The organism is Tissierella carlieri, from assembly GCF_018917285.1.
GTDB lineage: Bacteria > Bacillota > Clostridia > Tissierellales > Tissierellaceae > Tissierella > Tissierella carlieri.
On sequence record NZ_JAHLOH010000040.1, the window covers coordinates 38,973 to 53,830 of the forward strand.

Annotated in this window: 10 protein-coding genes; 3 read left to right on the top strand and 7 right to left on the bottom strand. The window is 31.7% G+C overall.

What is annotated here, in order from left to right; genetic code table 11:
• Window positions 1-8: 8 nt before the first annotated feature.
• The 7 genes from KQI38_RS12485 to KQI38_RS12515 form a co-directional block, all read right to left on the bottom strand.
• A complete protein-coding gene (locus tag KQI38_RS12485; RefSeq protein WP_216559900.1) occupies window positions 9-776 on the bottom strand; it encodes a glycyl-radical enzyme activating protein in 768 nt (255 codons plus the stop codon).
• A 46-nt stretch (window positions 777-822) separates the two neighbouring features.
• On the bottom strand, window positions 823-3,192 hold the full coding sequence (locus tag KQI38_RS12490; protein ID WP_216559902.1) for a glycyl radical protein: 2,370 nt from the start codon (window positions 3,190-3,192) through the stop codon (window positions 823-825).
• Window positions 3,193-3,309: 117 nt separating this feature from the next.
• Window positions 3,310-3,858 carry a helix-turn-helix domain-containing protein gene (locus KQI38_RS12495; RefSeq protein WP_094901198.1) on the bottom strand — a complete coding sequence of 183 codons (549 nt, stop codon included), beginning with the start codon at window positions 3,856-3,858 and terminating at the stop codon, window positions 3,310-3,312.
• A gap of 78 nt (window positions 3,859-3,936) precedes the next feature.
• A complete protein-coding gene (locus KQI38_RS12500; RefSeq protein WP_216559904.1) occupies window positions 3,937-6,564 on the bottom strand; it encodes an FtsX-like permease family protein in 2,628 nt (875 codons plus the stop codon).
• Window positions 6,551-7,243: an ABC transporter ATP-binding protein gene (locus KQI38_RS12505; protein ID WP_094901194.1), complete on the bottom strand. Its 693-nt coding sequence runs from the start codon at window positions 7,241-7,243 to the stop codon at window positions 6,551-6,553. The genes KQI38_RS12500 and KQI38_RS12505 overlap by 14 nt, the downstream gene beginning before the upstream one ends.
• A gap of 228 nt (window positions 7,244-7,471) precedes the next feature.
• Window positions 7,472-8,695, bottom strand: coding sequence for a HAMP domain-containing sensor histidine kinase (locus KQI38_RS12510; RefSeq protein WP_216559906.1), 1,224 nt, complete (start codon window positions 8,693-8,695; stop codon window positions 7,472-7,474).
• A 3-nt stretch (window positions 8,696-8,698) separates the two neighbouring features.
• Window positions 8,699-9,388, bottom strand: coding sequence for a response regulator transcription factor (locus KQI38_RS12515; protein ID WP_216559908.1), 690 nt, complete (start codon window positions 9,386-9,388; stop codon window positions 8,699-8,701).
• Between the two features lie 150 nt (window positions 9,389-9,538).
• On the opposite strand from KQI38_RS12515, the gene KQI38_RS12520 reads away from it, so the two are divergent.
• From KQI38_RS12520 to KQI38_RS22370, 3 genes are all read left to right on the top strand, one after another.
• On the top strand, window positions 9,539-10,360 hold the full coding sequence (locus tag KQI38_RS12520; RefSeq protein WP_216559910.1) for a putative ABC transporter permease: 822 nt from the start codon (window positions 9,539-9,541) through the stop codon (window positions 10,358-10,360).
• 155 nt (window positions 10,361-10,515) lie between these two features.
• The gene (locus KQI38_RS12525; protein WP_276515583.1) at window positions 10,516-13,413 is read left to right on the top strand and encodes an acyl-CoA dehydratase activase; all 2,898 of its coding nucleotides are present in this window, start codon (window positions 10,516-10,518) and stop codon (window positions 13,411-13,413) included.
• A gap of 16 nt (window positions 13,414-13,429) precedes the next feature.
• Window positions 13,430-14,797, top strand: coding sequence for a 2-hydroxyacyl-CoA dehydratase (locus KQI38_RS22370; RefSeq protein WP_276515584.1), 1,368 nt, complete (start codon window positions 13,430-13,432; stop codon window positions 14,795-14,797).
• Window positions 14,798-14,858 lie beyond the last annotated feature (61 nt).

Consider the following 14,858-nt stretch of genomic DNA (forward strand, 5'->3'; position numbering starts at 1 on the left):
CAGTTTTTTTACTTATAGCTAACTACTCCTACCCCTTCATCTTCCACTATCTTTTTTAATTCATTTAAATATTCATCTGATGGAGTTTTAAAATATCTTGATGGCTTTTCCTTTCCAAGAGCTTCATATTTTATATCTCCAAATGAATGATATGGCAGAAACTCTATTTTTGGTTCTTTTATACTATTTTTAACAAAAATAGCTGTTCTTCTTATATTATCTTTATCAGAATTTACACCATCTATTACCGGTATACGTACTACTACATCTACATTTAATTCTTTTAACCGTCCTATACTTTTTAATATCTCTTTATTGCTAACTCCAGTGAAAGATTTATGTTTCTCGTCATCCATATGTTTAATATCTATAAATATCAAATTTAACTTCTCTAATATATGTTTTACTTCATCAAAGTCAAAGTAGCCACAGGTTTCAACTGCTAAATCTATAGCTTTATCATAGAGCCTATATACAAGTTCTCTAAGCATATCTACTTGAAGCGTTGCTTCACCTCCAGAAAAGGTAACGCCGCCACCTGAGAATCTATAAAATATTCTTTGCTTTTCTATAATATTTAATATTTCCTCACTACTATAGCAATGAATTAACTCTTCTTCCTGTGAAATCTTATTAAGATTAACATGACTTTCTGGATTAGCACACCATTTACACCTAAGAGGACAACCAGCAAAGAAAATTACTGTTCTGATTCCATTACCATCATTCACAGAAAAATTTTGTGGTTCCATAAAGTATCCTCTAATATTATTCATTTAGTTCACCTCTAACTTGGGATTAAAGACATATGTCCATCTTAAACTAATATTTTTCATGGGCCGTTCTTGCAATTATGGCATCTTGCATTGACCTAGATAAATTGATAAATTGTGTACTATATCCTGCAACTCTAACTAATAAGTCTTTATAGTCCTCTGGCCTTTCTTGAGCTTTACGCAATATTTCAGTAGATATTGTATTAAACTGAACATGAAATGCTCCAAGGGAGAAAAAGGACTGGATCATGGCTCCTAAATTACTTTGACCTCTTTTCGTATTTACCAGTTCCTCATTTAATCTTAAATTCAACAATGTTCCACCAGAGTGAACATCTTGGTTAAGTTTTGCTGCAGAACGCATAGCTGCCAATGGAGTAGATGTATCAGACCCAGCAAATGGTGATACCCCTTCTGATAATGGTTCTTTAGCTTTTCTGCCACATGGAGTTGCCCCAACAACTTTACCAGTTGGTAAATAATTAGAAATTCCCATAAAGGCTGTGTTAAAATTGTTACCATTTATATCTTTATATTTATGTCCTTCCTTGTAATAATGGTTAGCCATCTTGATAGCTATATCGTCTACATAGTCCATATCGTTACCATACTTTGGAACATCTAAGGCTAATTTTCTTAAATCATCATAGCCTTCCCAATTGGCATCAAGTGCATTTATAAGATTTTCCATAGTTGTTACCTTATCTTCAAATACTAGTTTCTTAATAACAGCCAGTGAATTAGAAGTGACTGCAAGACCTATTCCAGTAAGGACCGGTCCTAAATTATATTTTGCCCCTGCATCAACTAAATCCTTGCCTTGCAGTATACATTCTTCTATACAAGATGATAAGAAAGGTCTTGGAACCATTTCCTTATGAAGCTTTTGTGCCAATAAAGTTGCAATAACTGAGTGTTTAATTAAGTTGTCAAACTGCTTATAGAAAGCATCTTCCACTTCTTTATAGGTCTCAAATGTTTTTGGGTCCTTTTCATCTAATCCTATCTTCTCTTTAGTAATCCTGCTTATCCCTTGATTTAATGTAAATTCCAATGCCGCAGTAAAATTAATATTAACTGCTGATGTCCATTCCCCTGTTTTTCTGAAATGCGGAACTACACAGCCGCAGTTATTCCAATCTCTTGCATCTTCTGGCTCATAGCCAGCATTAATGAGCATTTGATAGCCTGCATTATCGCTATGAATAGCTGGAAATCCTGTGCCTTTACTTACTAAATGGGTTACAGCTTCTAGAAACTCACTTGGGCAATCCTGATGAATTCTGACACTAAGTCCAGGCTGGTGAGTCTTTATCCTTTCAGTAGCCTTTAAACTCATATAGGATAAATCATTAGTAGCATCCTTTCCATCTCTTGTTTTTCCGCCAATTGTTAAGTTTTGAAATTGATTGTATCCAGCAAAAAACTCCGCTGTATTGGCTGAAATTGTCCATACCCATTCAGAAAGCTTTATCCAATATGCTTCAATTAGTTCTTGAATCTGATCCTTAGTAATGATCCCTTTCTCTATATCAGATTTATAATAGGGATACATGAACTGGTCAAATCTTCCCACATTAAGAGCCAATGGATTTTCAGATATTATGCCTCCTACTTGTGTAAACCAAATGAATTGAATAGCTTCATAAAAAGTAGTTGGAGGATTTTCTGGTACCTTATTGCATATTTCTGCAATATTTAAAAGTTCTCTTTTTCTTATTTTATCCTTTTCTTCTATTGCCATCTCTTTTGCTTTTTGGGAGTATCTTTTAGCAAGTGTTATAATTCCCTCTGATGTAATAATTATAGATTTATAGAAATCTTTTTTCTTCAAATCTTCAGCGGAGGTATCTGACAGTTTTAATAGATTTTCTTCAGCTTCTTTAATTATTCCACCAAAACCTTTTTTGAATAAAACATCTTGATAATCTGGTGTTATCTCACCAACAGCTTGCCTCCATTTAGAATCATTATCTACAATACCTGTATCAACAACAACTTTTGCAGTTTCTTTAGGCAATTGTGCTAGGAAGGATTCTTCTAATGATTTTCCCTTCCAGTAAGGAAATATTTCTTTTCTGACATATGCCCTTTGCTCATCTGTCATAACATAAGGATCTTGTACTCTTTTATCAAAACTATCCATTTCCTTATCTACCCAAGTCCACGAGAATTCAGGTGTTAAAATTCCACATTTCCTAAATTCACCTATCGCACCTACGATAAGCTCACCCTCAAAGATATTTGTAGCTATTTGTTCGCAAGTATCTCTAAAAGCTTTAGCTCTTCTTATTGGTATTGATTCACCCTCAGTCATTTTGTGTGATTCAGTCCAAATTCTTGCTCTTTCATAAGAAATTGCTGGCTTAGAATTTATATAATTTTGTCTTGCCATTTCAATCCTTTCTGTAACCATATCTATGCTCCCTCCTTTTATTTAATTCTAAATTTTATGTTTTTACATCCTATGTGCGTTATAGCATACCTAATATTTAAAATTTATTCAGAATGATTTAAATCATTCTGAATAAATTTAATACTTAACTATATTCTGAAATATAACTTCCGTATCATATGGATTGCTATATGAATGTTCTACATTAGCTTTAAAGGCTAATGCAGATGGAGCTTTAAGTTCAAATCTCTCATTATCTACGGTTAATAAAAGAGTTCCTTTGGTCACAACAATATATTCATTGATTGAATTCTCATGAGGTGTAGACACATGGTTTGCTCCTGGAAGCAACTTAATATAAAAATACTCAAACCCTGATATAGGATTAAAAGGAAATACATCATACAACATCATTTTCCCATCAGATTCATATACTGGTTCTAAATCATCTAAGGATATTGGCTCATAATCCTTAGTTTCACTGCTTAGCAACTCTGAAAATGAAATCCTTAGACCAGTAGATATCTTCCATAATATTGATATAGTAGGGTTTGATTCTCCTCTTTCAATCTGACCAAGCATAGCCTTACTTACACCAGTCAAATTAGATGTATCTTCTAATGTCAAACCTCTTTCAAATCTCACTCTTTTCAAAACTGTTGATATATTAGATGATGGATCCTTCATATTTTAAAGCCTTTCTACTCAATTAGTTATTATACTTTTAATTATAAGCAATATCCTATGAGGCTTCAATACCAAACTTTAATTTTCTGCCTTCATGCTCTCTACTATAATTTTATCATTGATTCTCTTAAGGGGATATGCTCCTGACAATAAAGCTATAATTGTAGCCCCTACACAAGCAATGGTTATATTCTTCCATGGTATAATCCACTGAAACTCTCGAATCTTCATCAATATATTAAATAATATATATGACAGCCCTGTACCTATAACTCCACCAAATATTGCTGCATATATTCCATAAAAAAGACTTTCAAGTGCTACCATTCTCTTAATTCCAGATTGTGTCATACCTACAGCCTTAATCATTGCAATTTCCTTAGTTCTTAATATAATATTCGTGCTTATGGTATTTATTATATTTATAGAACTGATTAAAGTGATTATGGCCACAAAGCCATATAAAAATATGCTTACTATTATACTTGCTACCCTATTTTCCTTAGCCGACTCTGCATAGTCTATATAATGGAGTCCTGGTGTTGCTTCCTCTAGGTCATCTAAATAAGCTTTTACACTTTCAATACTTCCATTTTCAGCCATTTCAATATACATATTTGTACGATATCTTCCTACCTCAGCATCATCAAAGTCCTCATCATCTGTCTTGAGTAAATTCTCTAATACTGACTCTGTAGTTATTATATTTATACTGCCATTTGGATTATATTCCTTATCTAATATGCCTTTTTCTAATACTCCTACTACTGTTAATTCTTTATAAACAGGTTCTACTCTTTCTTTATTTAAATCATAGGAAGTATAAGGTATCTTATCTCCTACCTTTAATTTATATCCTTCCATCAAAGAATTCCTATCTGTTTTTTGATTATATGCATAGGTACTGTTTATAATCAATACTCCATTTTCTTTATTTAATCTATTTACATCTAAAGTTCCCTCTTTCAAGAGTCCCTTTAAAGTTTCAAAATTTTCATCTCCAATAGTGGATACTTGAACATTATTTATCCTAATTAAGTTATCTCTCTTCTTCTCAAATAAAAATGGAGCCATTTCTATCATCTTTTTACTGATTCTGCTTTCTTCAATTAAGGCCTCCCCGTTATTAAATTTTACTTTATATACTCTTTTTATATCCTTTATATTCCTTAGCTCTGTATATATTTCTTCTGATTTATCATCTATATCCCCGTAAATGGAAAAATCCCCCATATCCTTACTTTCTACAATTCCCATCTTAAACATAAAATCTGAGAAGCTAGAAAACGTAATAAATAAAGATATACTTATAACCATAGAAAATACAGTGATTATAAATCTCTTTCGATTTCTTCTTAGATTTTTATATGCAATTTCTCCTTCTACTCCTAAGATTCTTCTGACAAGTATAGAATTCTGTATTTTTTTAAATTTTTCTTTTTTAAAACTTCCTGTATTTCTAACGGCTTCCAATGCTGATACTTTTCCTGCTCGCCTTGCTGGTCCTATGGCAGATAAAAATACTGTAACCAATCCTGTTATGGTACTAATTAAAAATACAGCTCCTGAAATAGTTATTTTCATATCTTTAAAAAGATATATATCTGATTTTAGCAAGCTAATGATATATAAAACTACTCTCATGGCAAATACTCCTGAGAACAATCCAATAGGGATTCCTATTATGCTAAGTATCAGAGCTTCCTTAAGTACTATTCCTCTAATTTGATTTGGAGTGGCTCCAACTGATCTAAGTAACCCAAATTGAGCTATTCTCTCTAATACAGAAATATTAAAAGCATTGTATATAACCGCTATTGTAGATACTATAATCAACCCTACTACGAAGATCAAAAGAACTACCATTGATCTATCAAAGGTCTGACTCATACTCTCAGCATATAGTCTTAATACCCTATAGTTATATTCAAAGTCCTCTTCTGTCTTTCCCAAATCCTTTGCAATTGATGTTATTTTTTCGTATGCGTCTTTTATATTGGGAATTTTTATATAAGCATTGTAGTTCCCTTCTTCTACTCTACTATCTAGTCCAGTAATACCTTTAGTAACTAAATTTCCCTTCCAAATATATTGAGGTTTTATAAATCCTACAACTGTATATTCCTTTTCTCCTGTTTTCTCAAATGTTTCTTTCCTAACTATTTGCCCATCTTGAGTTTCTTCATCATTCCCTATTATCCTATTACCCATAGTTAATTTTATCTTATCCCCTAGTTTTACCTCTTTATCAAAGTAACTAGCCATCCAATACTCTATAGCTATTTCATCTGGAGCTTTGGGGATTCTTCCTTCCTTGAGATTAAAGGGGAGCATTTCTATAGCCTCTTCTTCAAGTCCTTCTATCTCTATATATCTATATGGAATATCCCATCTATACTCTTCCTTTTCTTCTTCTGTAGTCTCTTTGACTATAGCTGCACCTTCAAGTTTGCCAACCCCTACTTCCGATACTCCTACATGATTAGTCATCTTGTTTATATTGTCCTTATCCATTTCAGCAAATTTAGCATGATAAGAACCATTTTCTCTTATTGCCTCTGTAATCAATGCTCCTCTAGCAGATACAATTATAGTACCTATTGCTGAAACAAGTGCTACAGATAAAATTATTCCTAATATAGTAAGGAGTGTCCTATTTCTCTGCCCTTTCAAATATCTGTAGGTGATTTCTTTATAGGATCTCACTATTAATCACCTCATCTTTTATGATATTACCATCTCCTATAGTTATTATCCTATCAGCTTGAGATGCAATATTTAAATCATGTGTAATGAGTATTAATGTTTGATTATATTTTCTTACAGATATTTTAAGTAAATCTATTATTTCCTTACTATTTTTACTATCTAAATTTCCTGTAGGCTCATCTGCTAATACTATGGATGGGCTATAGGCCAAAGCCCTGCCTATGGAAACTCTTTGCTGTTGTCCTCCTGAAAGTTCATTTGGCAAATGATGTCTTCTGTCTTGCAATCCAAGAATATTTACTAATTCTTCAAAATGATCTTTATTTACTTTCTTCGTATCTAAAAGTAAAGGCAATAACATATTTTCTTCTGCTGTGAGAACTGGAACTAGATTATAGAATTGAAAGATAAAGCCTACCTTCCTTCTTCTAAATATGGCTAATTCCTTTTCTGAAAGACCATATATATCTACTCCATCTATATAAACCTTTCCACTTGTTGGCTTATCTACTCCTCCTAGCAGATGTAATAATGTAGATTTTCCAGAGCCACTAGCTCCTACTACTGCTACAAACTCTCCTTGCTTTATAGTTAGATTAATGTTTTTTAAAGCTTCTACTTTGGTATTTCCTGTACCGTAGAATTTACATAAATCAACAACCTTCACTACATCCATATTTACTTCCTCCTATCCATTTTTCTAACTATATTATATAATGTCAACCTTACATCTTGATGAATAAAAGGATTACAATTTAGTAAGAAAAGCAAGAGTAGAACTTTTCTATTCATTATAAGAAAGGCTTCTATAAACAATTCAAGAGTAGCCTTTCTTGAAACTCATTTACGAAAAGTTCCTAAAATATAAAAGATAAGAAGTAGAACTTTTCTATTCGTTATAAGATTAAATTACTCCTTTTAAAAAAGTCATTGTAAATTCTGTTCCTTCATTTTTCTTACTCTTTACAGAAATAGTACCATCTTGAGATTCTACTATTAGTTTCGCTAGATTCAGCCCTATCCCTATACTTTCTGGTTTAACCTCGGAACTTACTTTATAGAATCTCTCAAATATATGTGGTAAATGTTTTTCATCTATACCTTCACCGTTGTCCCTTACAATAATGCTGCTAAATAATGGTGTCTCTTCTAGACTAATATTAATCTTTCCTTTACTATGCTCTATAGCATTCTTTATTATATTTATTAAAGCTTCCCCTGTCCACTCTTTATCTCCATAGAAACTTGCATTTTCATCTCCTTCTATTTCTAAAGCCTGATTTTCTAGTCTATGATTCAATGCAGATAAAGCTATATTGAGTATATCTTTTAATAGAACCTTTTCCTTCTTAAACTCGATTGCTCCTGCTTCTATTCTAGCTACCTTTAATAAATTGATTGTAAGCCATTCCATCCTCTCTAACTGAGACTTTTCCTTTTCCAGGAAATTTTGCTTCATATTTAGATCCATATTTTTATCTTCTAATAGAAGATCATTTATTACAATTAAAGAAGACAATGGTGTTTTAAGCTGATGAGAGATATCTGATATCATATTTCTTAAGAATACTTTTTCTCTTTTCAATACACTTAAACTATTTTCTAGTCTATTTGCCATTTGATTAAATTGATGGTTTAGTATATTAAAATCCCCTTCTCCTTCCTCAGTTAAATAAACTCCAAAATCCCCCTCTACTACTTTTTCCGATGCAGTATATATATCCTGCACTTTTTTATATATCTTCTTATATTCTCCCTTAAGCATAAAACCTAGAGGAATTATAAAAGAAAGAACTATTATAGATATAAGTATTTGCATCTTGTTACCCTTTAATATGGGCTGAAAGGATTTATCTAACTCCTCATAATAGCCATATAATTTTAATATTTCCTGTCCAATTAGTATATTTTCTTCTGAAACTTCCTTAGTTATATAGGGAATTATATCATCCTTTAATTCAGGATGATTTTTTATTATATTTCCAACTAAAGCCATATCTCTTTCTATTATCTTCTTATTTATATTATCTATAAATATATTTACAACAAAAAAACCTATCACAGCAAATACTATCTGTAATATTATGAGTTTCAATATCATAGATTTAAACTCTTCATTCCGAAACATATACTACCCCCTTACATCTACATCCCATCTATATCCGACACCTCTTACAGTTTTTATATATACAGGATTAGATGAATCTTCTTCTATTTTTTCTCTAAGTCTTCTTATATATACTGATAATGAATTATCATCTACAAACTCTCCATCTACATCCCATAGACTTTCTAATATCTTTGTCCTAGATAATACTTGACGGGAATTATTCATTAGAATATTTAACAACTTATATTCTGAGGGGGTTAGTTGAATCAATTCTCCTTTGATATATGCCTTATATTCTATTAAATTCAACCTAATATCTCCAGATATAAGAATATCCCTTTGAGTGACATTAGATGCCCTCCTAAGCACTGCCTTAATTCTAGAAATCAGCTCCTTTATTCTAAATGGCTTAGTTATATAGTCATCTCCACCAATATCTAATCCCATTACTATATTGACTTCTTCATCTTGAGCTGTCAAAAATATAACCGGTGTTGTTTTATCTTTTCTTATATATTTACATAGTTCAAAACCATTTCCATCTGGTAATCCAATATCCAGTATTATTAAATCATAGCCTATTTTATCTACTAATTCTTTTCCTTTAGAAAATGTATTTGCCACATCTGCTGCATATCCTTCATTTTTCAAAGTATATTCTATCCCCATGGCTAAGGTAGCGTCATCTTCTACTAAAAGTATCTTTATCATATAAGCACCCCTTTCGTTACTAATATTATAGCAAAATATTAATAATTTCCTAATTAACTTTAATTCATTGAAGCAAATTGCATTTATTGATTTTTTGAATTATAATTATATCATTAACTAATCTAATAAAATATAGTGATGTGATATAATATGATGAATTTTATTTTAAAATATTTATGGTTCTTTATTATTTATGCTTTCTTAGGCTGGTGTGTAGAAGTTGCTTATCATGTAGTGACCTCTGGGAAATTTGTTAATAGAGGCTTTCTAAATGGTCCTGTATGTCCAATTTATGGCTTCGGTATGATAATATTGATATTTTGCTTAGAAGACCTATCAAAAAACTTCTTTCTATTATTTTTAGGTGCATTTTTGCTTACATCGACTTTGGAACTCGTTACAGGATTTATACTTGAAAAAGTATTTAATGATAAGTGGTGGGACTATAACGATATGCCTTTTAATATAAGAGGTTATGTATGTCTCTCCTTTTCGATTATATGGGGTCTTGCCGGAGTCTTTATGATAGATATAATTCATCCGTCAATTTCAAAGCTTGTATCTATCTTCAATAGTAATATTGGTAATATTATATTGATTATACTTTTGGCATATTTTATAGCAGATTTTTTTATAACAATTTTAGGTATCATGAAAATAAAAAAACATATGCGTATACTTGAAGAAATAGCTGAAAAATTAAGATCTTATTCAGAAGATGTAGGTGAGAATATTTATAAAGGTATGACATTAGCAATTAAAACTAAAGATAACATGAAAAATAGACTTGCAGAACAGAAGTCGGATTTTAAAGATATTATAGATGAAAGAAAGCTACATATTGAAGAATTAAAGACAAAATATGAAAAATTGTCAAAAGAAAAAGGATTTATCCATAGGCGTTTAGAAAAGGCTTTTCCTAATATTAAGAAAAAGCTTTCTGAGTTAGATCATAACAAAAAAGATAAATAAAACAACCTATTTTACAAGCAGAGGACAGTATTCTTACTATCCTCTATTTTATTTTTTTGGAGGTGTTTGTTAAATTTTATCGGAATATTGAATAATAATAAAACTGTGATATAGTATAATAAAGTTAATTATATAGAAATGAAGGGACGATAAAAATGAGAATCGGTATTGATGTAGGTTCTACAACATTAAAGTGTATTGTATTAGATGAATATGACAATATAGTTTTTAGTTCCTATGAGCGTCATTATTCTCAGATTACTAAAAAAACTAAAGAATTGCTAGAAAGAATTATGGAAGAATGTCAATGTGATGAATATGTTAATCTATCTATCTCAGGTTCTGCTGGTATGGGATTTGCCGATAGATGTAAAATCCCCTTTGTTCAAGAAGTATATGCAACACGTATAGCAGTGGGAAAATTGATACCAGAGGCAGATGTAGTTATTGAATTAGGAGGAGAAGATGCAAAAATACTATTCTTAACCAACGGATTAGAAGTTCGTATGAATGGCTCCTGTGCTGGTGGTACAGGGGCATTTATTGACCAAATGGCAACTTTACTTAACATCACTCCTAGTGAGATGAATGATTTAGCTAAATCTTATGATAAGTTATATACAATTGCCTCAAGATGTGGGGTATTTGCGAAATCAGATATTCAGCCCCTCTTAAATCAGGGAGCTAAGAAAAATGATGTTGCTGCTAGTATCTTTTATGCTGTTGTAAATCAAACCATAGCAGGATTAGCTCAAGGTAGAGAATTATTAGGTAATGTTGTATATCTTGGAGGACCACTTACCTTTTTATCAGAGCTTAGAAGAAGCTTTGATAAAACTCTTGATACAAAAGGTATCTGTCCAGAGTACTCCTTATATTTTGTTGCCCTAGGTGCTGCCTTTATGTCTGAATCCCAAAAAGTAAATCTAAAATCTACCATAGCTATGATTGAAAATCAAAATAGTGATGGAGATTTCGCTCATACTTCTCCATTATTTCATAGTGTAGAAGAATATAATAATTTTATTTCTAGACACAATGAGGAAAAAGTAATATATTCAAATCCTAATGAATACAATGGAAATGCATATCTTGGTATCGATGCAGGTTCCACTACAATAAAGATGGTAATTATTGATGATGAGGAAAATATTCTAAATTCAGTTTATCTTCTCAACAAAGGAAACCCTGTGTCTATTGTAAAGGACTTTCTACAAGACTTTTATAATAAATTTCCAAATATCACCATAAGGTCTAGTACAGTAACTGGATATGGCGAAGAAATACTAAAAAACGCCTTTCAAATAGACTATGGTATTGTAGAAACTATTGCACATTTTACTGGCGCTAAGAAATTTAGGCCTAATGTGGACTTTATAATAGATATAGGTGGACAAGATATTAAATGCTTTAAGATAAAAAATGGTGTTATTGATAATATATTTTTGAATGAGGCTTGTTCCTCTGGCTGTGGTTCATTTTTACAAACCTTTGCCGGAGCCTTGAATTATACCATTGAAGACTTTGCCAACCTAGGAAACTTTGCTTCAAATCCTGTAGACTTAGGATCACGTTGCACAGTTTTTATGAATTCTTCTGTCAAGCAAGCTCAAAAAGATGGAGCTACCATTGAAGATATATCAGCAGGTTTATCAGCTTCAGTAGTTAAGAATGCGCTATATAAAGTGATTAGAGTTACATCTAGAGAGGGTTTGGGTAAGAATATTGTAGTTCAGGGTGGCACATTTTTGAATAATGCTGTACTTCGTGCTTTTGAAATGGAATTAGGGCAGGAAGTTATTCGACCAAATATCGCAGGTTTAATGGGAGCCTATGGTGCAGCCCTTTATGCAAAATCTAATGCTAAGGATATTTCTACTATTCTATCAAAGGATAAACTGATATCTTTCTCTCATGAAGTACAAGGCTCTACTTGTGGACTTTGCAGCAATAATTGCAGATTGACTATTAACACATTTGATGATGGCAGAAAGTTTATTAGCGGTAATCGATGCGAAAAACCCCTAGCTAAGAAAGAAGGTAGAAAACAATTAAGTATATATGATTATAAGCTAAAACTCTTAAATAACTATCAGCCTATTAAGGGAAAACGAGGCAGAATAGGGATACCCATGGTATTAAATATGTATGAATTATTACCTTTCTGGCATAAATTCTTTACAGAATTAGGATTCGAAGTAATCATTTCTCCTAAATCCAATAGAGATTTATATCTAAAAGGTCAACATACTATTCCTTCTGATACCATTTGTTATCCAGCAAAACTCGTTCATGGACATATTGAATCCTTAATAGATGGAGAGGTTGATAATATATTCTATCCATGTATGAGTTATAATTTAGATGAGGGATTAGGAGATAACCATTATAACTGCCCCGTGGTTGCATACTATCCTGAAGTGGTAGCCGCAAATGTCCCGCAAATTAAAAATATTAACTTTATCTATGATTATATTGGTCTTCACAGACCTAAGGATTTTATAAAGAAAATCCATGGAATTTTAGGCAGAAGTTTTAAGGATATTACTTTAGAAGAAGTAAAGCTGGCTTCTAACAAGGCCTATGAAGAATACTATTCTTATTTAGAAAGAGTTCAAGCCATGGGCAAACATTATATAGATTATGCAAATAAAAATAATCTACCCATTATCGTTTTGGCAGGTCGTCCTTACCATGTAGATCCTGAAATAAATAATGGAATAGATAAATTAATATGCCAATTAGGTGCTATAGTTATATCTGAGGATGTTATTAGCGGAAATACATCCAAATTTCCAACTTCAGTTTTAAATCAATGGACCTATCACGCTAGGCTATATGCTGCTGCTAAATATATTGGAGATAAAGATAATATGAATTTAGTACAATTAGTTTCTTTTGGATGCGGTTTAGATGCAGTCACTACAGATGAAGTTAGTGAGATATTAGAAAATGAAGGAAAAATCTATACTCAAATAAAAATAGACGAAATAACAAATCTTGGAGCTGTAAAAATTAGACTTCGCAGTCTAATGGAAGCTCTCAACCAATGAAAGGAGTCATGGTAATATGACAACAGATCATATTAATATAGAGGATTCAAATGTCGTATTTACTAAAGAAATGAAAAAAGATTATACTATTTTAATTCCAGATATGTCTTCAATCCATTTTTCTCTTTTTAAAAATGTATTTGAACAGTATGGATATAAAGTAGAAATACTTAAAAATGAAGGCTCTTCTGTAGTAAACGAGGGATTAAAATATGTTCACAATGACATCTGTTACCCTGCATTACTTGTTATTGGTCAAATGATAGATGCCCTAAATAGTGGTAAATATGATTTAAATAAGGTGGCCCTCATTATTAGCCAAACGGGCGGAGGATGCAGGGCTTCCAACTATATACATTTACTTAAAAAAGCTTTAAAAAAAGCTGGATATAGTAATATCCCCATTATCTCCTTCAATGTTAAGGGACTTGAAAAGAATAGTGGATTTAAACTTACTTTACCTTTGATTAACAAACTATTAGTAGCATTAACCTATGGTGATATGTTGATGCTTTTAAAAAATCAAGTTAAGCCCTATGAAATCTTTAAGGGTAGTAGTGAGAATCTGGTAGATTTTTGGATTAATCATTTGGGAAGACAGTTTGAACATGACAAAGGATATAAAATAAAAGAAATAAATAGAAACTTAGAAAGAATAGTAAAATCCTTTGGAGAGATTCCAGTTTTCAACGAGAAAAAAATAAAAGTAGGAATCGTTGGGGAAATTTATGTAAAATACTCAAAGTTAGGCAATAACCATCTAGAAGATTTTCTCATAAGTGAAGATTGTGAAATCATGGTTCCTGGTATTATGGGGTTTGCAATGTATACTGTAGATAATTCTATGGTAGATGTTGATATCTATGGTGGAAGTAAGATTAAAAGGACCAGTGCCTCATTAATAATGAAGTACCTTAGAATGTACGAAAATATGATTATCAAAGCAGTGAAAAAATATAGTAATTTTACTCCACCCTCTTCATTTGAACATTTAAAGTCCTTATCTGCCGATATCATAAATGAAGGTTGTAAAATGGGAGAAGGTTGGGTATTAACTGCTGAGATGGTTGATTTAGTTAAAATGGGATATGAAAATATCGTATGCACTCAACCTTTTGGATGTTTGCCTAATCATATAGTAGGAAAAGGAATGATACGTAAAATTAGAGACATCTGCCCTAGTGCAAATATAGTCCCTATTGATTATGACCCGGGGGCTACTAAGGTCAATCAAGAAAATAGGATTAAGTTAATGCTCTCTGTTGCCAGAGAAAATCAGGAACTAAATAATCCTACTAAGGACTGTGAAGTAGCAGATATGAAAGAAGATTCTTTAGGGGTTAAAGGTTATAAAATTGGAAAACATTTGAAGGCAGGAAATTAATATAGCAACACAGGAAACATTTTTGCTCTATCCCTATGCTAAACTTATATTACCCTAGGGC